At 72.7% G+C, this 22,478-nt stretch carries 17 protein-coding genes and 1 pseudogene; 3 read left to right on the forward strand and 15 right to left on the reverse strand.

What is annotated here, in order from left to right:
• Positions 1-61: 61 nt before the first annotated feature.
• The 4 genes from ACSUPV_RS13610 to ACSUPV_RS13625 form a co-directional block, all read right to left on the reverse strand.
• Positions 62-817 (reverse strand): AIM24 family protein, encoded by a 756-nt coding sequence (locus ACSUPV_RS13610; RefSeq protein WP_359786634.1) that lies wholly within the window; start codon positions 815-817, stop codon positions 62-64.
• Between the two features lie 17 nt (positions 818-834).
• Positions 835-1,515, reverse strand: a complete 681-nt coding sequence (locus ACSUPV_RS13615) for an AIM24 family protein (RefSeq protein WP_037766080.1) — start codon at positions 1,513-1,515, stop codon at positions 835-837.
• 11 nt (positions 1,516-1,526) lie between these two features.
• Entirely contained in the window at positions 1,527-3,320 is a 1,794-nt protein-coding gene (locus ACSUPV_RS13620) for a TerD family protein (RefSeq protein WP_436947555.1), read from the reverse strand.
• Positions 3,321-3,462: 142 nt separating this feature from the next.
• Positions 3,463-4,071, reverse strand: coding sequence for a M48 metallopeptidase family protein (locus tag ACSUPV_RS13625; protein WP_037766334.1), 609 nt, complete (start codon positions 4,069-4,071; stop codon positions 3,463-3,465).
• 282 nt (positions 4,072-4,353) lie between these two features.
• Between ACSUPV_RS13625 and ACSUPV_RS13630 the strand changes: the two genes are divergently transcribed.
• Positions 4,354-5,568, forward strand: coding sequence for a TOMM precursor leader peptide-binding protein (locus tag ACSUPV_RS13630; RefSeq protein WP_436947556.1), 1,215 nt, complete (start codon positions 4,354-4,356; stop codon positions 5,566-5,568).
• Positions 5,561-6,931: an ABC1 kinase family protein gene (locus ACSUPV_RS13635; RefSeq protein WP_436947557.1), complete on the forward strand. Its 1,371-nt coding sequence runs from the start codon at positions 5,561-5,563 to the stop codon at positions 6,929-6,931. Before ACSUPV_RS13630 ends, ACSUPV_RS13635 begins: the two co-directional genes overlap by 8 nt.
• Positions 6,932-6,969: 38 nt before the next feature.
• On the opposite strand, the gene ACSUPV_RS13640 is transcribed toward ACSUPV_RS13635, so the two are convergent.
• The 5 genes and pseudogenes from ACSUPV_RS13640 to ACSUPV_RS13660 form a co-directional block, all read right to left on the reverse strand.
• On the reverse strand, positions 6,970-7,191 hold the full coding sequence (locus ACSUPV_RS13640; RefSeq protein WP_382614046.1) for a hypothetical protein: 222 nt from the start codon (positions 7,189-7,191) through the stop codon (positions 6,970-6,972).
• Positions 7,192-7,388: 197 nt separating this feature from the next.
• Positions 7,389-7,712 (reverse strand): hypothetical protein, encoded by a 324-nt coding sequence (locus ACSUPV_RS13645; protein ID WP_031114349.1) that lies wholly within the window; start codon positions 7,710-7,712, stop codon positions 7,389-7,391.
• A pseudogene (locus ACSUPV_RS13650) lies at positions 7,709-8,076 on the reverse strand (WhiB family transcriptional regulator). The gene ACSUPV_RS13645 and the pseudogene ACSUPV_RS13650 overlap by 4 nt, the downstream one beginning before the upstream one ends.
• Before the next feature lie 172 nt (positions 8,077-8,248).
• Positions 8,249-8,575, reverse strand: a complete 327-nt coding sequence (locus ACSUPV_RS13655; protein WP_382614043.1) for a hypothetical protein — start codon at positions 8,573-8,575, stop codon at positions 8,249-8,251.
• Between the two features lie 164 nt (positions 8,576-8,739).
• On the reverse strand, positions 8,740-10,992 hold the full coding sequence (locus ACSUPV_RS13660; RefSeq protein ID WP_436947558.1) for an ATP-dependent DNA helicase UvrD2: 2,253 nt from the start codon (positions 10,990-10,992) through the stop codon (positions 8,740-8,742).
• A gap of 127 nt (positions 10,993-11,119) precedes the next feature.
• Here ACSUPV_RS13660 and ACSUPV_RS13665 point away from each other — a divergent pair, with 127 nt between their 5' ends.
• A complete protein-coding gene (locus tag ACSUPV_RS13665; protein ID WP_003992805.1) occupies positions 11,120-11,362 on the forward strand; it encodes a mycoredoxin in 243 nt (80 codons plus the stop codon).
• On the opposite strand, the gene ACSUPV_RS13670 is transcribed toward ACSUPV_RS13665, so the two are convergent.
• The 6 genes from ACSUPV_RS13670 to ACSUPV_RS13695 all read right to left on the reverse strand — a co-directional run bounded on the left by ACSUPV_RS13670 (position 11,316) and on the right by ACSUPV_RS13695 (position 22,351).
• On the reverse strand, positions 11,316-12,020 hold the full coding sequence (locus ACSUPV_RS13670; RefSeq protein WP_436947559.1) for a class I SAM-dependent methyltransferase: 705 nt from the start codon (positions 12,018-12,020) through the stop codon (positions 11,316-11,318). The two genes, ACSUPV_RS13665 and ACSUPV_RS13670, sit on opposite strands and share 47 nt — an antisense overlap.
• Before the next feature lie 14 nt (positions 12,021-12,034).
• Positions 12,035-12,991, reverse strand: a complete 957-nt coding sequence (gene nudC / locus ACSUPV_RS13675; protein WP_359786610.1) for an NAD(+) diphosphatase — start codon at positions 12,989-12,991, stop codon at positions 12,035-12,037.
• Positions 12,992-13,135: 144 nt separating this feature from the next.
• Positions 13,136-14,539, reverse strand: coding sequence for a dipeptidase (locus tag ACSUPV_RS13680; protein WP_436947560.1), 1,404 nt, complete (start codon positions 14,537-14,539; stop codon positions 13,136-13,138).
• A 10-nt stretch (positions 14,540-14,549) separates the two neighbouring features.
• Positions 14,550-18,158: a UvrD-helicase domain-containing protein gene (locus ACSUPV_RS13685; RefSeq protein WP_436947561.1), complete on the reverse strand. Its 3,609-nt coding sequence runs from the start codon at positions 18,156-18,158 to the stop codon at positions 14,550-14,552.
• A gap of 93 nt (positions 18,159-18,251) precedes the next feature.
• The gene (locus ACSUPV_RS13690; RefSeq protein WP_436947562.1) at positions 18,252-21,704 is read right to left on the reverse strand and encodes an ATP-dependent helicase; all 3,453 of its coding nucleotides are present in this window, start codon (positions 21,702-21,704) and stop codon (positions 18,252-18,254) included.
• A gap of 257 nt (positions 21,705-21,961) precedes the next feature.
• Positions 21,962-22,351 carry an MGMT family protein gene (locus tag ACSUPV_RS13695; protein WP_382614032.1) on the reverse strand — a complete coding sequence of 130 codons (390 nt, stop codon included), beginning with the start codon at positions 22,349-22,351 and terminating at the stop codon, positions 21,962-21,964.
• Between the last annotated feature and the right edge of the window lie 127 nt (positions 22,352-22,478).

The raw sequence follows: 22,478 nt of genomic DNA on the forward strand, positions 1-22,478 counted from the left end.
ACGGCCGCGGCCAACACCGGCCCGCACACCCCCTCACCCGATCGGCCGAACCGCGGAGCACTCAGCTCCAGACGTTCCCCTGGTTCTGTCCCCGCGCCCCCTGCTGGCCCATGCCGTACTGCGCGGCGAGGCCCGAGCCGATCTGGGCGTTCTGCGGCGGCAGCAGCTCGCTCGGCTGGACGAGGGCGAAACCGGTGCCCATGAAGCTCAGCTCCCAGCCCTCGCCGGTGTTGCCGCGCCTCCGCCACACCCCCGAGGAGTGCGTCTGGGCCTGCATCTGCACACGCAGGCTCGTCGACCAGGCGACGATCGCGTCGGCGTCGCAGTTGACGTACTTGTCCGGCGTCACCTGCAGCAGCAGCGGCATGCCCGAGGTCATCAGCGCGACCTTGCCCCGCCCGGAGATGTTGAGCTGGTACTTCCCCGAGCCGGAGATGCCGTAGAGGCTGTCCACGGCGATGACCTCGTGGTGCAGGGACGAGTCCATCGCCAGCACGTAGCTGCTGTCGACGGTGAGACCGTCCTGGTCCACGTCCATGACGTGGACGTGCTGCTTGAGGTTGGCGAGGTAGACCGTGCCCTGCCCGTGGCAGCGCATCAGGTCGAGTCCCTCACCCGTGTGCGCACGCGCGCGTGCCTGGTCGTTGCTCTGGTACTCGGCGTCGAACTCGACGAGCCCCTGGTAGGCGACCATGGTGCCCTTGCGGGCCAGGATGTCGTCGTGGCCCTCCAGGGCGACACGCAGCATCTGCCTGTTCTGCAGGCTCCAGCGGTCCTGGGTCTGCTGCTCGTTGTAGGCGAAAATCGGGCTCTGCATGGCTTTCTGGCTCCCCCTCAGCCCCGGACCCGGAGGCGGTCGGTGCTGTCCTCGCTGGGCTGGACGACGACGATGCCCTGACCGGAGAAGGCCATCTGGTAGGCCTCGCCGCTGCCGCGGCCGATCAGCGACTGCGCCCGGAAGCTGCGCTTGCCCTTCACCTTGAGGTTCGGGGACCAGGCGACGAGCGCGTCGGGGTCGACGTACGTCTCGTCCTCGCCGCCTCCGCAGTCGACCACGATCGGCTTGCCCCGGGAGGTCAGCGCGACCCAGCCCTGCCCGGAGATCCTGGTGTTCCACAGGCCCTGCCCGGCGAACTTGGCCAGCCCCTTGACCCGCTCCACGCCCCAGGTGAGGTGGGCGTCGAAGGCGAGCAGGTTGGTGGCGTTGACGGAGATGCCGTCGCCGTTGAGGTTGATCACGACGACGTTGGCCCCGTAGTCGGCGAGGTAGAGCAGGCCGTCACCGGAGCACTTCATCAGGGGCGCGCCCTCGCCGGTCAGCCAGTCCTTGGCGATCTGGCGCACAGCCGGCGGGTTGGGCTCGTACTGGACGAACCCTTCGTAGGCGACCATCGACCCCACGCGCGCGAGGAGGTCGTTCCCGGTCTGCATGGCGACCTTCAGCATGTGGTTGCCGTGGTTCTCCATGCGGGCGGTGACGGGTGCGGGGGCGTGGCCCGCGAGCTGCTGTGTCATGACGGGCTCCCTCAGACCTCGTACGGCTGGACGACGATGAAGTTGCCGGGCGCTCCCCGGAACTGGAGGTTGACGCTCTCCCCGGTGTCGCCCGGGTAGGCGTTGCGGCGCATCCGCACCTGGCTGGAGACGACGACCTGGGCGGCGGCCGACCAGGCGACCACGGCGTTGCAGTCGGCGAACGTGGTGGGCGTGACGGGCAGCACCACGGGCGTGCCGTGCGTCTTCACGACGATCGTGCCGGTGCCCTGGAACTGCATGGTGAACAGCGCGCCGCCGGGGATGCCGTGCCCCTCGATGCGGCGGACCTCGTAGGTGAGGCTCTCGTCGAACGCGAGGACGTTCTCGGCGGAGACGCAGACGGCGTCGCCCTGGAGTTCGATGGGGTGCAGCATCGTCGAGTTCTCGGCGAGGAAGACCTGCCCCTGGCCGGTACAGCGCATGAGCTGCATCTCCTGGCCGGTCGCGTTGCCCACGATCCGCCCGGAGAAGCCCGCGCCCTTGTAGCTGAAGTCGACCTTGCCCTGGTAGAGCACCATGCTGCCCTGGCGCGCCAGCACGGGCTGCCCGCCGATGCCGAGGTCGACGCGGACGAGCTTCTTGTTCTGCTGCGTCCAGCGCTGCCCGGTGGGCGTCTCCTTGAACTGCTGGAGCGCGGCGGCCACGCCCGCGCCCTGGGGAGCGGCGGCCTGCGGGGCGCCCTGCTGCGGGGCTCCGTAGGGTGCCTGCCCGAACGGCGGTGGTTGCTGGCCGTAACCGGGGGGCGGCGTGGGCTGGCCGTAGCCCGGGGGCGGGGTGGGCTGGCCGTATCCGGGCGGCGGGACCGGGGCCTGGGGTGCCTGCGGCTGGCCGTAACCGGGAGGTGGCGGGGCCGTCTGGCCGGGGGCCTGGCCGTACGCCGCCGGCTGCTGGCCGGGCTGGCCGTACGGCGCGGGCGCCGGGGCCGGCGGCGGCACCGGGGAGCCGCCGGGCGGGGTGTGCATGGGCGCGACGATGGTCGGGGCGGCGTGCACCTGGGGCGCGGGCGCCGGGGCCGGCGGCGGGGTGGGGCCGGGCGGGGTGGCTCCGGGTGGGGTCGCTCCGGGCGGGGGCGCGAAGCCCTGTGCGGCGGGCTGGGGGGTCGGCGCGGGAGCCGGGGCCGGGGGCGCCGTCGGCAAAGGAGCCGGGGCCGGTGGGGGGGTCTGGGCGGGTTCCGGTGTGCCGGGGACGGCGAAGGCGGGCGGGGCGAAGCCCGGGGCGGCGGCCTGTGGCTGCGGGGCGGGCGCGGGTGTCTCCTCCTCGGCCACCTCGCCGCCGAAGTTCTTCAGCAGCGCGTCGAGACCCCCGTCGAAGCCCTGCCCGACGGCCGCGAACCGCCACACGTCCTTGAGGTAGAAGTCGCCCAGCATCACGGCTCGTTCGGTGGAGAACTCGGAGCCGTCGAAGGGGTAGCGGGCCACCTCCTCGCCGCCCGCGACGATGCGGAGGTAGCCGGGGGCGATCTGCGACATCTGTCCGGCGCCGTCGATCGTCGCCGTGAAGGACAGCTTCTGGATCTGCGGTGGGATGCGGTCGAGCGTCACCCGGAAGGACTCGGTGTCGCCGGCCTGGGCGCCGAGGAGCTGAATGGCCTCCTCGGGGGACTTCGGCTGGTTGTAGAAGACGAAGTACCGTTCGTCCGAGAGCCGTTCGTCGGCGTCGAGGCCGAAGCAGCTGATGTCGAAACTCAGGCCGGGGCCCGTGATCTGCACGCCTACGTACAGATCCGTGCCCGCGGTGAGGTCACTGATCCTGGCCTTGTGGCCGCGTTGGAATTCCCTGGCCATGCGTAACGACCGTCCCCCATCCAGAACGTGAGTGCGTCGCGCCAGGCTAACGGCAAATCCGGACACCGGACGATGTCGGTACAGACCCGGTACAGAACCCGCGCTCGGCCGTATCGGCTGCTCGATCGCGGAAAGCGGTCACTCACCCCGCGGAGCTCTCGTCCCTCGCGCCGGGCACATGGGGCAACCGCTCGGCGGCGACCACGCCTTCGAGGTAGCCCCGCGCCCGCTCCGTGCGCGGGTAGGCCTCCAGCAGCTCCCAGAAGCGGGGTCCGTGTCCGGGGACGAGCAGATGCGCGAGTTCGTGGACGAGGACGTAGTCGACGACGTACTCGGGCATGCCCTGGAGGCGGTGCGAGAGGCGGATGCTGCCCTCGGAGGGGGTGCAGGATCCCCAGCGCGTGTTCTGGTTGGTCACCCAGCGCACCGAAGCGGGCCGGGCCCGCCCGTCGAAGTACTGCTCCGAGAGCCGCCGGGCCCGCTCCGCCAGCTCGGTGTCGCCGAGGGTCCGCCTGCTCTCCTGGGCGGCCAGCTTGTCGAGCATGACGTTCACCCAGCGCTGCTCCTCCGCCTCGGACATCCGGGCGGGGATGAGCACTACGGTGCGATCGCCCTCGCGGTACGCGGAGACCGTCCTGCGTCGGCGGGAGCTCCTGCGGACCTCGATCGCGCTCGCCCCCGAGCCGCTCGGCGGCTGGCTCGTCGTGCTGCGCTGTGGCTTTCCGGCGCGGTGCAGTGGGTCGGCGGGCACGCCCCGACGTTACCGGCTGCACACGGGGAAGTCCCGACTCCGGGACGGTTCCGTGCCGATGCCCGCATCGGCCGCCGGATTTGTACGACGAATACCCGTGCCTGTGGACAACTTTCGGCAGCCGGCGGCGGGTTTGGGCATGCTGGCTGCTGTCGGCGAAGCGACGGGCGGGTGCGGTCCGGGACCAGGGTCGGTCGGCTGGTCCGCGCCTGCCGCGGATCCGGCCTGCGCACCCGCTCGACCGGCATACGGGGAAGATCTAGGGCATTCGGGGGGCCTGTCATGCATCCGATGGTGAAACCCGCGCTCAGGCGCGGCTGGCGCGACCTCAACACCGTGCAGTTCGGGATGACACCGGCGCACGCGATGACGCTCGGCCCGATGGACCTGGCGTCGGGCAGTTTCCTCGACCTGCTGAACGGCACACGGGGGCTGGAGCTGCTCCGCGAGGAGGGCCGCCGCATGGACCTGCCCGACGGCCATGTCGACAAACTGGTGCGCGGGCTCGCCGAAGCCGGGCTCCTGGACGACGCGCGCGGTGGCGGCCCGGCGGCCGACACCCTGCGGCGGAAGAAGGAGGTCCTGGACCGACTGCGCCCCGACCTGGCCTCCCTGTCGCTGACCACGTCGGCCCCCGGCGACGCGATCGGCCGGCTGGCGGCCCGGCGCTCGCAGCGCGTTCAGGTGCGGGGTGCGGGCCGGGTGGGCGCCGTGCTGGCCTCGCTGCTGGCGGGAGCCGGAGTGGGCGAGGTCGACGTGCGTGACGTCGGGCGGGTGGAGCCCTGGGACGTCGCCCCCGGCGGACTGCCGGCGGAGGCCGTCGGTGACCGTCGGGACGAGGCGGCCCGCCGGGCCGTGCGCCGGGCCGCCCCGGGCCGGTCACCGCGCCGCGCACCGGCCCAGACTCCCTCGGAGGAGGGCGACCCGGGCTTCTCACTGGTGATCATCGCCCCGCGGGACGATGTCGCGGTCCACGCGCCCGACCCGTCCGCCGCCGAGCCCCTGATGTCCTCGGGGACGCCCCACCTGTACGCCGGTGTCGTGGAGGGAACCGGCGTGGTCGGCCCGTTCGTCCTGCCCGGGGAGACGGGCTGCGCGGGCTGTCTGCACGAGAGCCGCACCGACCGGGATCCGGCCTGGCCGCGCCTCGTGGCCCAGTGGCGTTCCGGTCGGCAGCGGCAGGTGCGGCCCTGCGACCTGACGCTGGCCACGACCACGGCCGGACTGGCGGCCGCCCACGCGCTCGCCTTCCTGGACGGCCGGGTCCCGTCGAGCGCCGGGGCTCGCTGGGAGGTCTCCGTCCCCGCTCTCCACTGGCACGCCCGGCCGGTCTGGCCCCATCCGGCATGCCCGTGCGCCGCGGCGGAGAGAGGAAAGGGGGAGCACCCCTCACAGGACGGGGAGTCACACGAGACAATGGCGGTGCAACGGCCGTCGGAGCGGTGCCGTGAGGCAGAGGCGGAGCGGCCGGCTGGGACTTGGAGGGCGCATGTCTGATCTTCCCCGGAAGGCGGTCACCCGGACCGCCAAGCTCGCCGCGCTCCCGCTCGGCATCGCCGGGCGAGCGACCTGGGGATTCGGCAAGCGAATCGTCGGCGAGTCGGCGGAGCTCGTCGGCCGCGAGCTCCAACAGCGCACCGCCGAGCAGCTGTTCAAGGTGCTCGGCGAGCTCAAGGGCGGTGCGATGAAGTTCGGGCAGGCCCTGTCCGTCTTCGAGTCGGCGCTGCCCGAGGAGGTGGCGGGCCCCTACCGCGCCGCGCTGACCAAGCTCCAGGAGGCGGCGCCCCCGATGCCGACGCGCACGGTGCACGCGGTGCTGGAGGAGCGGCTCGGCGAGGGCTGGCACGAGTTGTTCCTGGAGTTCGAGGACAAGCCCGCCGCGGCGGCCTCGATCGGGCAGGTGCACCGTGGGGTGTGGCATGACGGCCGTGAGGTGGCGGTCAAGGTGCAGTACCCCGGCGCGGGCGAGGCCCTGCTGTCCGATCTGAACCAGCTGAGCCGTTTCTCCCGCCTGCTCGGCCCGCTGATCCCCGGCATGGACATCAAGCCGCTGATCGCCGAGCTGAAGGACCGCGTCTCGGAGGAGCTGGACTACGGCCTGGAGGCCCAGGCCCAGGAGGCCCACGCCGAGGAGTTCACGGACGACCCGGACGTGGTCGTGCCGCAGGTCGTCCACCAGTCCGACCAGGTCCTGGTCACCGAGTGGATCGACGGCATCCCGCTGTCGGAGATCATCTCCGACGGCACCCAGGAACAGCGCGACCGTGCCGGTCAGCTCCTGGCGCGCTTCCTGTTCTCCGGCCCCGCCCGCACCGGCCTGCTGCACGCGGATCCGCACCCGGGCAACTTCCGGCTCCTCCCCGGCGGCCCGGAGGGTGAGGACGACTGGCGCCTGGGCGTGCTGGACTTCGGCACGGTCGACCGTCTCCCCGGCGGACTGCCGGCCACCATCGGCGAGTCCCTGCGCATGACCCTGGACGGCGAGGCCGAGGCGGTCTACGAGCTGCTGTGCGCGGAGGGCTTCGTCAAGGAGACCATAGAGCTGGATCCGGAGGCGGTCCTGGACTACCTGCTGCCGATCATCGAACCGGCCCAGGTCGAGGAGTTCACCTTCACCCGCGGCTGGATGCGCAGCCAGGCGGCCCGTATCGCCGACCCCCGCTCCCCCGCCTACCAGCTCGGCAAGCAGCTCAACCTGCCGCCGTCGTACCTGCTGATCCACCGGGTGACCCTCAGCACGATCGGCGTCCTGTGTCAGCTGGGGTCCACGGTGCGGATGCGCGAGGAGTTGGAGGAGTGGCTTCCGGGGTTCGTCCCGGAGGACCCGGTGGACGGCGCGCCGTCGGTGGCGGAGGCCTGAGCCCTCGCGGGTACCGCTGTTGTGCCGGTGCTCGCGCCTCACCACCAGTCCGAGTCCAGGCGCCCTTCGATCGACCTGAGGTTCTCCCGGGAACACGTCTCGCAGAAGTAGCGGCGGACGCCGTCCTCCACGGAGCAGGTCCAGGTGAGGGGCGGCCCTGCGGTCAGGGCATCGGCCGACGTGCCGCAGCGGGCGCACACCAAGCGCCGCCCGACATCCGCCGTGGAGCCGTCGTCACTGCCTCGGGGAGGACTCGTCACCCGGCGACGATAACGCCGCGCCCGGCACCCGCGGAGACACCGCGCACCGGCATCGCCGACACTCGCTCTGTCTTCGTGCGCACGGCCCCGCCGGCACGACCACAACGCACGGCGGGGGCCGGTCCGTTCGGCACGGACCGGCCCCCGCGGAAGAGCACGGCCTCCGGTGCGGGAGGCCACCGCTTCAGGTGCGTGGGCTACTGCATGACCGCCATGGCGAGCGCCCGGCGGGCACGCCGGGAGGCGCGCTCCGCCCTGCGCTGCATCCGGCGGGCGGCCGCCAGGCGCACGGCCTGGCGTTCCCGCTCCGCCTCGTGCAGTCGCTCGTGCATATGCGCACGAGCCATGGCTTCTGGGATGAGTTGCATCTGTCGGGTCCTGTTCTGACGCGAGTCCTTCGCGCCGGTGGTGGTGAAGTCTTGGGTCGCGGAGCCTGCGGGCTCGTCAGTGGACGGCTTCATCGGGGCCTGCTTCTGGGGGTCGTGCGTGAGGGGGCGATCGATCGTTCCTGCGGTGTTCATGCCGTGACCGGGTTCTTGCGCGGGCGGCCACGCGGCCGCTTCCGGCGACGACGACACCCTGGACGAACAGCTCGCCACCCCAGACGCCCCAGGGCTCACGCCGCTCCTTGGCGCCGGCGAGGCAGGCCTCGACCAGCGGGCAGGTACGGCAGAGGGACTTGGCGTACTCGACGTCCGCGGGCGACTCGGCGAAGAAGACCTCCGGGTCGTAGGAGCGGCACGGGACGGGTACGCCGAGGTTCTCGATGGCGTCGTCGAGCGCGGTGAGCGCGGTGAGCGGGGTCAAGGTGGAGTCCTCCGTGGAGCCGGGCTTGGGGATCGTGTCGGAAGGCGGTACGGACGGGGCGTGCGCTTCGAGTTGCACGGTTCGTCTTCCTCGTCTGGTCGTTCCGGCCTGTTGGCCGGGGGGCGGCTGGTACCGGGTTCTTTGCTTTTCCCGAGGCTCCTTCGGTCCGTCATCCCTGTTCAGGGACAAACAGAAGGGCCGCGGATCCCGGATGGGGTTCCGCGGCCCTGAAGGCGCCGGCCTGATCGAATCAGGCTGGATCACTCCAGGGTTCTGGCCCACGGAAGGCCCACATCAGGTGGTGCTGCGTCGTCTGCTTCCGGAATCCGGCACCGGTCGCCGTAAAGGCATAGGCCTGCGCCTGTGCCGCTACTGCCGCTTCCAGTGCCTTGGTCGGTCGCTCATTGCGCTCGCGGACAGGAAGACCCGCGGGAGCAACGGAGGAGGACGCCGGACGGGCGGCACGGATGCCGGACAGACCGGTGCCCAGGTTCGAAACGCCGAGCATGCACGTGGAGACGGCCGAGCGATCGGTCATTTTCACGGTGCTGATGGAGCTGGTGTTGATGCTGATCACTGGACTCGCCTCCTCTCGGCGTCTCGGGGGACTGGGTGAACCAGTCCGACGGATATGCAAGTACAACACGGAATCAGGGCCTCCGAGAAGGCCGCTGCTCTCGTGCCTAAGAACCTATGGGGATTGCTGGGGCATGCGCAAACTATTTTTTCGACGAGTTCGCGTCAGTCCTGATCTGGGTCCCCCGTCGCGTACTGGCCTGCGCAGATGGCCAGTACGTCGGCTCCGTAGCGGGTGAGCTTGCGCATCCCGACACCCGGGATGCGCGCCAGCTCGTGTTCGTCGTCGGGCGCGGCCTCGGCGATCGCCATCAGCGTCCTGTCGGTGAAGACGCAGAAGGCGGGCTGGCCACTGCTCCGCGCCTGCTCGGCGCGCCACTCGCGCAGCCGCTCGTAGAGGGCCTCGTTCATGTCGGAGGGGCAGTCGTCGCAGCGCATCAGCTTCATCGCGCCCGCGTCGGTCAGCGTGCGGCCGCAGACGCGGCAGCGGGCGGGTGTTCGCTGCACCCGTCTCGGGGCGGAACCCCTGGTTCCGGGGAGACCACGCTCGATACCGCCCGCGGCGCCGGCGCCGCCACGGCCGGCGGTGGCCGTGGAGCCGGGGCGCAACCCGTCGAGGAAGCGGCTGGGACGGCGGTTGGGGCGGCCGCCGGGTGAGCGGGAGAGCGCCCAGGAGACATGGAGGCGTTCCCGGGCCCGGGTGACACCGACGTACAGCAGGCGCCGCTCCTCCTCGATCTGCTCGTCGGTCTTCGCGTAGGTGATCGGCATCATGCCCTCGGCCACACCGACCAGGAAGACGACGTCCCACTCCAGGCCCTTGGCCGAGTGCAGGGAGGCGAGGGTGACGCCCTGCACGGTCGGGGCGTGCTGGGCGTTCGCCCGTTCGTCCAGCTCGGCGACGAGGTCCGCCAGGGTGGCACCCGGCTTGGCGGCGGCGAAGTCCTGGGCGAGGTTCACCAGGGCGGCCAGGGACTCCCAGCGCTCGCGCACGGCGCCGGAACCGGCCGGCGGCTGCGGCGTCCAGCCCTCCCCCGACAGCACGGCACGCACCTGGGAGGGCAGGTCGACGGCGTCGTCCAGGAGGGAGTCGTTGCCGCCGAAGCGGGCCGCGCCGCGCAGGGCGACGCCCGCCTTGCGCACCTCCGGGCGGTCGAAGAACCGCTCGGCACCGCGCAGCTGGTAGGGCACCGCGGCGTCGGCGAGGGCCTGCTCGTAGGTCTCGGACTGGGCGTTCGTCCGGAACAGGACGGCGATCTCGGCGGCCGGGACCCCGGAGTCGATGAGCTCGCGGATGCGGCGGGCCGCTCCCTCGGCCTCGGCGGGCTCGTCGGTGTACTCGGTGTAGACCGGCTCGGGCCCCGGGGCACGCTGGGAGACGAGTTCCAGCCGGTGGTCGGCGGCCCGGCCCCTGGCCTGGGCCAGCAGGCCGTTGGCGAGATGGACGACCTGGGGGGTGGAGCGGTAGTCGCGGACCAGCTTGACGACGGTGGCGCCGGGGTGGCGGGTGCGGAAGTCGAGCAGGTGGTCCGGCGTCGCTCCCGTGAAGGAGTAGATCGTCTGGCTGGCGTCGCCGACCACGCACAGGTTGTCCCGCTCGCCCAGCCACAGCTCCAGCAGGCGCTGCTGGAGGGGGCTGACGTCCTGGTACTCGTCGACCACGAAGTGCTGGTACTGGGCGCGGACCTGCTCGGCGATGTCGTGCCGGTCCTCGAGGACGGCCACGGTCAGCAGCAGCACGTCCTCGAAGTCGATGACGGAGCGCTCGCGCTTGATGTCCTCGTAGGCGGCGTAGAGCTGGGCGATCTCGGCGGAGTCGCGGGGAGTCTCGCGGCCGGCCTTGGCGGCGGCGGGCGCGTAGTCGGCGGGGACGGTCTGGGTGACCTTGGACCACTCGATCTCGGCGGTGACGTCCCGCAGCTCGCCCCGGTCGAGGCGGATGCGGCAGGCGGCGGCCGCGTCGGCGACGAGCTGGATCTTGCGGTCGACGAGCCGGGGCATGGAGCCGCCGATCGCTTTCGGCCAGAAGTACTGGAGCTGGCGCAGGGCCGCCGAGTGGAACGTACGTGCCTGGACGCCCGCGGCGCCGAGCTGGCGCAGTCGGCCGCGCATCTCCCCGGCGGCGCGGTTGGTGAAGGTGACGGCGAGCACGCTGGAGGGGTGCAGGATGCCGGCGCGCACCCCGTAGGCGATGCGGTGGGTGATCGCTCGGGTCTTGCCCGTGCCGGCGCCCGCCAGGACGCACACCGGACCGTGCAGGGCGGTGGCCACTTCGCGCTGCTCCGGGTCGAGCCCTTCGAGCACCGCGTCGGCCGAGTCCGGTACCTGCGGGAACAGGGTGGAGTGCGTTGCTGCTGTCACACGGCCATGCTGCCAGGTCGCGGGAGACGGCTGCGCCGGTTGTCCACAGGCAGCCATCGATAGTCGTACCAATGCGGCAGGCGTCACGTCCCGTACCGCACCGTTCCGGGGAATGGTGGAGCTTTCACATACGTTCCCCCAGCGCGACCAACCGTCCCCGAGCCACCGAAGGAGCACGAGAGACATGCTGGGCACTGTGACGATGTACAGCACCACGTGGTGCGGCTACTGCCGCCGGCTGAAGAGCCAGATGGACCGCGAGGGCATCGCGTACACCGAGATCAACATCGAGCAGGACCCGGAGTCCGCCGCGTTCGTGGAGAAGGCGAATGGCGGAAACCAGACGGTGCCCACCGTGCTGTTCCCGGACGGCTCCACCCTCACCAACCCGTCGCTGGCTCAGGTGAAGCAGAAGATCGGCGCGTAGTCGCCGTGCGGTTGTGCGGGGAAGGCGGTTCCTGAGGCGGCTCAGGGGCCGCCTTCTCGTGGTCTGTCCCACACGACGACGTAGCGCCACAGCAGCGTGCGGCGGAAGCGGCAGCCGGGAAGCAGGCGGTCCAGGGCCTGCCGGATCTCTGCCCAGGACATGTGCACGTCTTCCATGGGCATGCCCGCCGGGCCCGCTTGCCGCCGTGGAGGCGCGCGAGCAGCAGGCTGGCGGGCACGCCGCACGCGCTGATGAGCCAGTCCAGGAGCGTCCGGTTGGCGGCCATGCCGACGATCACCAGGCGGCCGCCGGGCGCGGTGAGCCGGGCGAGACGCGTGACCGCTTCCTCGAAGGGCGCGTGGTGGACCACGGCGACCGCGCTGACGAAGTCGTACGCGCCCTCGGGCAGGGAGCCGTCGGTCAGGTAGTCCGCCGCCACGTAGGTGACATTGCCGGGCACGTGCGCGTGCGCGCGGGCGAGCTTGATCATCTCCGGGGATCGGTCCACGCCCGTGACGGACACCGCTCGTGCCGCGAGCTTGCGGGCGAGCAGCCCGTCGCCGCAGCCGGCGTCCAGGGCCGTGCCACAGCCGTCCGGTACGGCGGCGAGCACCGCGGGATGGTGGTGGACGTTGTGGTTCCAGTAGGGATCCGGCACCCGGACGCTCCCCGTCAGGCGACGCTTCTGGTCGGGAGCGGCTTGCCGTACCAGAGCTCGATCAGGCGGGCCGCGATCGAGATGCCGTAGGGCGGGAGCACCTCGCCGGACTCGAAGGCGGCGCGCAGTTCGTCGCGGGAGAACCAGCGGGCCTCGTGGATCTCGTCGCCGTCGACGTCGATCTCGGTCGTGGTGGCGCGGGCCAGGAAGCCCAGCATGAGGCTGGACGGGAAGGGCCAGGGCTGGCTGGCGACGTACTCGACCTGGCCGACGGTGATGCCGACCTCCTCGTGGACCTCGCGGCGCACCGACTGCTCGATGGCCTCGCCGGGCTCGACGAAACCGGCGAGCGTCGAGAAGCGTCCCTCGGGCCAGTGGACCTGGCGGCCGAGCAGGATGCGGTCGTCCTCGTCGGTGACGGCCATGATCACGGCGGGGTCCGTGCGCGGGTAGTGCTCGGCGCCGCAGGCCGGGCAGCGGCGGATGTGGCCGGCCGCCGCGATGACCGTGCGCTCGCCGCAGCGGGAGCAGAAGCGGTGCGTGCGCTGCCAGTTCTCCAGGCCCACCGCGTGCACCATCAGTCCCACGTCACGCGCCGACAGCAGCAGTCCCGCCTCGCGCAGGCCCGCCGGGCGCGCGGACTGGTCCATGCGGCCGGGCAGGGAGTCCTTCTGGAGGGCGAAGTAGCTGACGCCGTCCTCGTCGGTGCCGAGGAAGTAGCGGTGTGCCTCGGTGAGGGGGGCCTCGAAGGAGGGGGTCATGACGAGTTCGGTGCGCCCGTCCGCCGTCTCGTCGATGAGGACCTGGCCGCCGGAGACCACGAAGCAGCGCGTGGAGGGGTGGCTCCACGCCGCCGCGAGCCAGGCCTCGTCGAGCCGGTGGTGCGCGGCCCGGTCGATGCCGCTCGGGGCGGTGAGCGAGATGGGTCGGTCGGCGTTGTGGTCGGTCCAGGTGGTCACGGGTGCTTCCAACTCCCCCGGTGGAACGGTTGGGTTCGGCGGACTGTTCAGCGGGACGTACGGCGGGAGGCGACCGGGTCCGGTGGGCCCGTGCGGTGCGGGGCGGTCCTTCCAGTGTGCCCCGCGCGCGCTGCCGGTTCGGACGGCGCGGAACGCTCAGGGCGCATGACGCCACTGCTCGGCGAGGTCACCCCACAGGTAGGCGGTGGTCTCCACGCCCTTCAGGAGCAGGTCGAGCTCCACTTTCTCGTTCGGGGCGTGCCAGCCGTCGGACGGGACGGAGATGCCGAGGAAGAGCACGGGTGCCCCGAGGACGTCCTGGAGGTCCGCCGCCGGACCGGAGCCGCCCTCGCGCGTGAAGCGGACCGGTTTCTCGAAGGCCCGGCCCATGGCGCGGACGACCGACTGGAGGGCGGGGTGGTCCAGCGGCGTCAGGCACGGGCGCGTGGCCCCGCTGAACGTGATCTCGCAGCGGATCCCGTCGGGCACCTGCTGCTCGGCCCATGCCCGGACGGCCTTCTCCACCTGGCCGGGATCCTGGCCCGCCACCAGCCGGAAGGACAGCTTCAGCAGGGCCGAGGACGGGACGATCGTCTTGCTGCCGGGGCCCTGGTAGCCGCTCCCGATGCCGTTGACCTCGGCGGTGGGGCGGGCCCAGACGCGCTCCAGGGTGCTGTACCCGGCCTCTCCGTGGGTGGCGTACGACTTGGCCGCGCACAGCCACTGGTCCTCGTCGAAGGGCAGTTCGGCGAAGAGCTCCCGCTCGCGGTCGGTGAGTCCGATCACGCCGTCGTAGAAGCCCGGGATCGCCACGCGCGCGTGCTCGTCGTGCAGGGCGGCGACCAGGCGGGCCGCCGCGGTCGCCGGGTTGGGCACGGCGCCGCCGAAGGAACCGGAGTGGATGTCCTGGTCGGGGCCGTACAGGCGTATCTCGCACTCGGCGAGGCCGCGCATGCCCGTGCACACCGTGGGGGTGTCCTCGGACCACATGCCGGTGTCGGAGACGATCACGGCGTCGGCGGCGAGCCGCTCGGCGTGCTGCTCGACCAGGGCCCGGAAATGTGGCGAACCGGACTCCTCCTCGCCCTCGATCAGCAGCTTCAGGTGCACGGCCGGGGTGGTACGGCCGGTGGCGGCGAGGTGGGCGCGGACGCCGAGGGTGTGGAAGAAGACCTGGCCCTTGTCGTCGGCCGCCCCGCGCGCGTAGAGGCGGTTCCCGCGGACGACCGGCTCGAAGGGTTCGCTGTCCCAGCCGTCCTCGCGGGCGGCGGGCTGCACGTCGTGGTGGCCGTAGACCAGCACGGTGGGCGCCCGCGGGTCGTCGCAGGGCCACTCCGCGTAGACGGCGGGCGCGCCCGGAGTCTCCCAGACCTCGGCCGTCGGGAAGCCGGTCTCGTGCAGCTTGGCGGCGAGCCAGTCGGCGCTGCGTCGCACGTCGGGCGCGTGGTCCGGCTGGGCCGACACCGATGGGATCCGCAGCCACTCGGCGAGGTCGTCGAGGAAGGCGCCGCGGTGCTGCTCGATGTACGTACGGACGACGCTGTCCGGGGTCTGGCTCATGGTCACGAGCCTATCGGCCCGCACTGACGTCGTCGGAGTGCGGTTCCTCACCGGGCTGCCCGCCGGGCGGTTCGTCCAGGAGCAGCCGCTCCAGGGCGGCGCGGTCCGGCAGTTCCTCGGGGCGTACGACCTCCCCGGTGCGTACGTACAGGAACGCGGCTGTGACCGACTCCGGGGGCACGCCCTGCTGCTCGGCCCAGGCGAGGCGGTAGACGGCGAGCTGGAGGGGGTCCGCGGTGCGGGAGCGGTTGGTCTTCCAGTCGATGATCTCGTACGTCGCGTCCTCCCCGTCGCCCTCCTTGTAGACGGCGTCGATGCGGCCCCGGACGACGCGGCCGGCGATCGCGAGCTGGAAGGGGGCCTCGACCCGGTAGGGCGTGCGGTGCGCGTACGCCGTGCGCTCGAAGGCGTCCTTGAGGGCCTCAAGGTCCCGTTCGTCGGCGATCTCGGCCTCGCTGCCGGGCAGTTCCTCCGGCTCCAGCATGGGCAGCGTCAGCTCTTCGAACCGAGCCTCGACCCAGGCGTGGAAGCGGGTGCCCCTGCGGGCGGCGGGCTGGGGCGGTCGGGGCATGGGACGGGCCAGCTCCTGCGCGAAGCCGTCCGGGTCGGCGGCCAGGCGCAGTAGCTGGGACGCCGTGAGGGAGGCGGGCAGGGGCACTTCGGTGACGCTGTCGCGGGCGCGCAGGAGCTCGCCGGTGAGGGCGTCGAGGTCACGGTCCCAGGAGGCGACGGTGCGGGCCTCCTCGGGGGTGAGGCGGGGCTGGTCCCTGGGGCGCGCGGGCTCCGGTGGGGCCACCTGGTGGGGGATGGTGGGGCGGCGGTCGGGCGGCTGGGTGCTGCCGTCCACCGGGGGTTCGCCGAGGGTCTCGTCGAAGGGGGCCTGCTCGAAGCGGCCTCCGTCGAAAGGGGCCTTGTGGAAGGGGTCATTGTCGGCGAAGGGCTCGTCGGCGAACGGGTCCGGTCCGTCGAACACGTCCGGTTCCCCGAACGAATCCGGTTCGGAGAACGGGTCCGGTTCGTCATACGGCGGCTCGTCGTCCTCGGGCGGCGGGGGCCACTCCGGGTCGTCCAGGGCGTCGGGGTCGTGCACGGCCGTGGGGTGACCGTCCTCGTGGGACGCGAGGTCCTCCAGGTGGGCCAGGACCGTCTCGGCGGCGGCGCGGCGGCGGGCCAGGGCCGATTCGTCCAGGGGCAGGGGCCAAATCTGCTCCGCCGTGGCCTGGTGGAAGGCCGGGTTCTCCTCGTCGTCGGCGGGTTCGTCCGCCCAGGCCTCGATCTCGCCGTACCCGGCCTCGCAGTGCTCGTAGAGGGCCTGGAGGAACGGGGACGGTCCGCGGCGCTTCTTCTGGGTGGGTCCCCACCAGTGGCCGGAGCCGAGGAGCAAGGAGCGGGGGCGGGTGAACGTGACGTAGCCGAGGCGGAGTTCCTCGGTGTGCTGGTGCTCCTTCATCGCCTCGTGGAAGGCCTTCAGGCCCCTGGCGTCCCAGGAGGGCACGTCGGGCAGGGTGTCGGCGTCGCCGCGCAGTTCGTGCGGCAGGACCTTGCCCTGGGAGGTCCACTTCTCGCGGCCCTGGCTGCTGGGGAAGGTGCCGGTGACCAGGCCGGGGACGACCACGACGTCCCACTCCAGTCCCTTGGACTTGTGGGCGGTGAGCACCTTGACGGTGTTCTCGCCGCCGGGGAGGGCGTTGTCGAGGCCCTTCTCGTACTGGGCGGCGGTGCGCAGGAAGCCGAGGAAGGCCAGCAGGGTCGCCTCGTTGTCTCCGGCGGCGAAGGAGGCGGCGATGTCCAGGAAGTTGGACAGGGTCTCGCGCCGGCGGGCGGCCAGGGCGTGCGGGGAGGCGGACAGCTCGACTTCCAGGCCGGTGACGGCGAGGACGCGGTGCAGGACGTCCATCAGGGGATCGGCCAGGGAGCGGCGCAGCTCGCGCAGTTCGGTGGCGAGCCGGGCGAAGCGCACGCGCGCGTCGGGCGAGAAGGGCAGTCCGTCGTCGTCACCGTGACCGTCGAGCGGCGTCTCCAGGAACGTGTCGAGGGCGTCCGCGAGCGAGATCACCTCGGCGGGGTCGACCCCCTCGACGGCCTCGGCGAGGCGTCGGTCCGGGTCGTCGTCGCCCTCCACGCGCGCGTGGGACACCAGGAGCCGGGCGCGGCGCCCCAGCAGGGCGAGGTCGCGCGGGCCGATGCGCCAGCGCGGGCCGGTCAGCAGGCGCACCAGGGAGGCGTTGGCGCCGGGGTCCTGGAGGACCTCGCAGACGGCGACGAGGTCGGCGATCTCGGGCAGGTGCAGCAGGCCCGACAGGCCGACGACCTCGACCGGGATGTCCCGGGCGACCAGGGCGCCCTGGATCTCGGCGAAGTCGGTCGCCGTGCGGCACAGGACGGCGATCTCGCCGGGTGCCGTCCCGGTCCGGACGAGGTGGGCGATGGAGTCGGCGGCCCAGTCGATCTCCTCGGCGTGGGTGCGCAGCAGGGCGCAGCGGACCATGCCGTCGCGTTCGGCGCCGGGGGCCGGGCGGAGGGCCTCCACGCCCGCGTGCAGGGCGCGCAGGGGCTCGGCGAGGTTGTTGGCGAGGTCGAGGAGGCGGCCGCCGCTGCGGCGGTTCTCGCTGAGGGCCTGCCGGGTCGCCGGGCGGCCGTCGGCGTGCGCGAAGTGCTCGGGGAAGTCGTCGAGGTTGGCCACGGAGGCGCCGCGCCAGCCGTAGATCGCCTGGCAGGGGTCGCCGACGGCGGTGACGGGGTGGCCGGTGCCCTCGCCGAACAGGCCCGCCAGGAGGACGCGTTGGGCGACCGAGGTGTCCTGGTACTCGTCGAGGAGGACCACCCGGAACTCGTCGCGCAGGACGCGGCCCACCTCGGGGATCCTCGCGAGCTGTGCCGACAGGGCGATCTGGTCGCCGAAGTCGAGCAGGTCCCGCTCGCGCTTGGCGGCCCGGTAGCGGGTCACCAGCTCGGCCAGCTCACGGCGGGCGGCGGCCGCCTCGGGCACCTTGCGCAGATCGGCGTTGGTGAGCTTGGCGCCGCGCAGAGTCAGCAGCAGCTCGGCGTCGTACGCACGTAGCACCTCGGGGCGTACGAGGTGCTCGGCGAGTTCCGCGTCGAGGGCGAGGAGGTCGCCGACGAGGTCCGCGAAGGAGCGGGTCAGCGCCGGGTAGGGCCCGGGTGACTCGCGCAGCACGCGCGCGGCGAGCTGGAAGCGGGTGGCGTCGGCGAGCAGCCGGGACGTGGGCTCCAGGCCGATGCGCAGACCATGGTCGGTCAGCAGACGCCCTGCGAAGGCGTGGTACGTGGAGATCACCGGCTCGCCCGGCGGATTGTCCGGGTCGATGACGTCCGGGTCGGTGACTCCGGCCTTGATCAGCGCCTTGCGGACGCGCTCGGCGAGTTCGGCGGCGGCCTTGTTGGTGAAGGTGAGGCCGAGCACCTGCTCGGGGGCGACCTGGCCGGTGCCGACCAGCCACACCACGCGTGCCGCCATCACCGTCGTCTTGCCCGAGCCGGCTCCGGCCACGATCACCTGCGGGGCGGGCGGCGCCGTGACGCAGGCCGTCTGCTCGGGGGTGAACGGGATGCCGAGGAGCTCCTTGAGCTGCTCGGGATCGGTGATACGGGCTGGCACATCGAAAGAGGCTAGCGGCGGGCACTGACAGCGGCGGCACGATCGGCCTCCCGGGGCGGAAGAACCGCAGGTCAGCTCATGTGGTGCGATGGATCACTCCACCACGTGACGCCCCTCCTGACGCGCGCTGCACGAGGCCCGGAACGCGCAGTGCGTGCAGTGCTGCCCGGCGGTCGGCGTGAACCGTTCGTCGAGGACCTTCCCGGCGGCGGTCGCCAGCAGGTCGCCGACCCACTCCCCCTCCAGCGGCTCCTGGGCCTGCACCTTGGGCAGGGCCTCGCCTCCGTCGCGCTGGGCGGCGCCCTGGCGGAGGTGGACGAGTTCGGCGCCGCCCGGCTCGGGGCGCACGCCATCGAAGACATCGTCGACGGCACCCTCCCGGACGGCCAGCTGGTAGACGGCGAGCTGCGGGTGGCGTTCCACCTCCTTCCCGGTGGGCGCCTGCTTGCCGGTCTTGAAGTCGACGACGTAGGCGCGGCCGTCGCCGTCGGCCTCGACGCGGTCCATCTGGCCGCGGATGCGCACCTGGTAGTCGCCCGCTTCGAGGGTGACGTCGAAGTCGTGCTCGCTGGCCACCGGGGTGCGCCCGGCGCGGTCCATGACGTGCCACTGGAGGAAGCGTTCGAGCGCCACGCGCGCGTTGTCCTTCTCCTGCTCCGACTTCCAGGGGGCGTCGAAGGCGAGGGCGTTCCACACGGAGTCGAGGCGTTCCATGAGGACGGAGAGGTCGGCGGGGGTGCGCCCGGAGGCGACCTCGTCGGCGAGGACGTGCACCACGTTGCCGAACCCTTGCGCGGCGGTCGCGGGCGCGTCGGCCTTCACCTCGCGGCCCAGGAACCACTGCAGGGCGCAGGTGTTGGCGAGCTGGTCGAGCGCGCTGCCGGAGAGCACGACGGGCTGGTCGCGGTTGCGCAGCGGCACCTTGGACTCGGTCGGCTCGAACATGCCCCACCAGCGGTACGGGTGCGCGGAGGGCACCAGGGGGCGGCCGTCCTCGTCGGCGAGGGCGGCGAGCCGGGCCAGTCGGCGGGCGGCGGCCTCCCTCAGGGCGTCGGAGACGCGCGGGTCGACCGTGGTGGCGCGCAGTTCGGCGACGAGTGCCGCGACGGACAGGGGGCGGCGCGGACGCCCGGTGACGTCCTTGGGTTCGACGCCGAGCTCGGTCAGGAAACGGGAGGGCTGGTCACCGTCGTCGGCGGGCGCCTTGACGGCCGTGACGACGAGCCGTTCACGCGCGCGTGTGGCGGCCACGTAGAACAGGCGGCGCTCCTCGGCGAGCAGCGCGCCGGGGGTGAGGGGTTCGGCGAGTCCGTCGCGGCCGATGCGGTCGGCTTCCAGCAGCGAGCCGCGGCGGCGCAGGTCGGGCCACAGGCCTTCCTGGACGCCCGCGACGACCACGAGGCGCCATTCCAGCCCCTTGGAGCGGTGCGCGGTCATCAGGCGGACGGCGTCGGGGCGTACGGCACGCCGGGTGAGGGTGTCGGCGGCGATGTCCTCGGCGTCGATCTCCTCCAGGAAGTTCAGCGCGCCCCGGCCGCCGGAGCGCTCCTCGGCGCGGGCAGCGGTCGCGAACAGGGCGCAGACCGCGTCCAGGTCGCGGTCCGCGTTGCGTCCGGCAGCACCGCCCCGGCGGGCGGCCCGCTCCAGGCGGCCGGGCCAGGGCGTGCCCTCCCAGAGGTCCCACAGCGCCTCCTCGGCCGTACCGCCGCCGGCCAGCCGCTCCCGGGCCTTGCGGAGCAGCGCGCCGAGGCGCTGGGCGCCACGCGCGTACGCGGGGTCGTGCACCGCGAGGCGCTCCGGCTCCGCGAGGGCCCGCGCGAGCAGCACGTCGGAGGGCGGCGGCAGCGGATTGCCGGCGGCCCGCTCCTCGTCCCGCAGGGCCCGGCCGAGACGGCGCAGGTCGGCGGCGTCCATGCTCGCCAGGGGAGAGGTGAGGAGGGCGAGTGCGGTTTCGGTGTCGAGCCAGCCGGGGCCGGACGCACCGGAAGTCGCGTCTCCGGACCTTTCAGAGGAGGCCCCGTCCATCGGCCCGCCGGAAGCCGCCCCTCCGGAACTTTCAGAGACACCGTCCGCCAGCACGCCGGAGGCCCCGTCTCCCAACCTTCCGGAGCCCCCGTCCACAGCCACACCAGAGCCCCCGTCCGCGGGCGTGTCGGCCCGCGCCGCCTCCGCCGAGGCCACCGCACGAAGCGCCGTCAGCAGCGGCGCCACGGCGGGTTCGTGGCGCAGCGGCACGTCGTCGCCGTCGACGTCCACGGGGACGCCCGCCGCCGAGAGGGCGCGGCGGAGCGTGGGGATGGTCCGGGAGCCGGCGCGTACCAGGACGGCCATCTCGCTCCACGGGACGCCGTCCTCCAGGTGGGCCCTGCGGAGGATGTCGGCGATGTTGTCCAGCTCCGTCCCGGCCGTCGGGTACGTGTACGCCTCGACGCGGCCGCCGTCCCGGACGGAGGCGAGTTCGCGATGGGCGCACACCTTCTCGGCGGGCAGCCGGGTCAGCGGCATGCGCTGGGTCAGCAACCGGGTGGCGGCCAGCAGGGCGGCGCCGGACCGGCGGGACGTGCGCAGCACGGCGACGGGGGCCGGACGGCCGTCCGCGCGCGGGAAGGCGTGCGGGAACTCCAGGATGCCGTTCACGTCCGCCCCGCGGAACGCGTAGATCGACTGGTCGGGGTCACCGAAGGCGACCAGGGTGCGGCCGCCGCCGGCCAGGGCGTGCAGCAGTCGCACCTGAGCGGGGTCCGTGTCCTGGTACTCGTCGACGTAGACGGCGTCGTACCGGGCGGCGACCTCGGGGCGGCGGGCGAGGAGTACCGCGCGGTGGACGAGTTCCGCGTAGTCGATCACGCCCTGCAGGTCGAGCACGTCGAGGTACTCGGCGAGGAAGGCGGCCGCGGCACGCCAGTCGGGGCGTCCCGTGCGGCGGGCGAAGGCGTCCAGGGCGTCGGGCCCGAGGCCGAGTTCACGGGTGCGGGCGAGGACCGCGCGGACCTCGTCGGCGAAACCGCGCGTGGTCAGGCAGGCGCGCAGTTCGTCCGGCCAGCGCGCGTGCGCGAGCCCGAGCCGTTCCAGGTCCACCTGGCCCGCGAGCAGCTCGCGCACCGAGACGTCCTGCTCGGGGCCGGACAGCAGCCGCAGCGGCTCCACGAACAGGTCGCTGTCCTGGTGGGCGCGGACCAGGGCGTAGCAGAACGAGTGGAAGGTGGTCGCCTGGGGTGCGCGGGCCGCCCCGGTGCGCAGGGCCATGCGGTCGCGCAGCTCGACGGCCGCGCGGCGGCTGAACGTGAGCACGAGGACGCGCTCGGGGTCGCCGCCCCGGGCGATCCGCTCGGCGACGGACTCGACGAGCGTGGTGGTCTTGCCGGTGCCAGGGCCTGCGAGAACGAGCAGCGGACCGGCCGTGTGGTCAACCACGGAGCGCTGCGAGGCGTCCAAAAGAGGGGGGTCCACTCGGGCAGGAGGGGTACGTACCAGTCGGTAAGCGCCACGGCTCCCCCGCCGCACCCGGGGGTGCGACAGGCCGCTGGTGGAGGAAGAGGAGCTCACGTGGTTCGCCGGTCCTGGTGGAAGTGCTGGTTGGCGGGCCACCGCGCGTGGCGGGCGGTGACCGCGGGGTGACGGGGGCACGCGCAGCCGACGCTACGCCGACCGGCAAGGCGGAAGCAGGGCTTCCCCTTTTTCCCGCCGGCCACTCATGGCACTCATGCCCCTCGCCTCACGAACGTACGTCATGCCGCCGGTGTGCCCCGATTCCCCCGTCCGGATCACGGGTCACACAGGAGGCGGTTCGATGGCGGAAGCTGTCAGGTGTGACCCTCCGCGCGTTCGCCGCCGTCCCACCGCGCACGTCTCATGTCGATGCGTGGCAGGTGTCCTTCGGCGGCGCGGCTCGCCTGCTTCAGGGGCGTGCCCTCCGCCCGGTAGTGGCCGAGCGCCCGCTGCTCGTGCCCCGGGAGCAGCACGCCGTCCGCCCGGACGACGCGCCACCACGGAACGGCTCCCCCGTAGAGCGCCATCACCCGGCCCACCTGGCGCGGACCGCCCTCCTCCAGCCATTCGGCGACGTCCCCGTATGTCATGACACGGCCCGGCGGAATCAGTTCGGCGACGTCGAGGACCCGCTCGGCGTACTCGGGCAGCGCTTCCGCGCCCTCGTCCTCGAACCGGCCCTTCTCAGGGCTCTCCTCACTCATCCGCCCCATCCTGCCCCACCCCACCGACAACGGGACGCGCGTGCTCCCGAGCGTTTCCCTCGCCCGGCAGGAGCGCGTCGGGCAGACTGTCCGCCCCCGCATGTGCACCCTGATGCCGCCGTGTGTC

The sequence above is a fragment of the Streptomyces sp. SudanB52_2052 genome (assembly GCF_964272415.1).
In the GTDB taxonomy this organism is placed as follows: Bacteria; Actinomycetota; Actinomycetes; order Streptomycetales; family Streptomycetaceae; genus Streptomyces; species Streptomyces olindensis.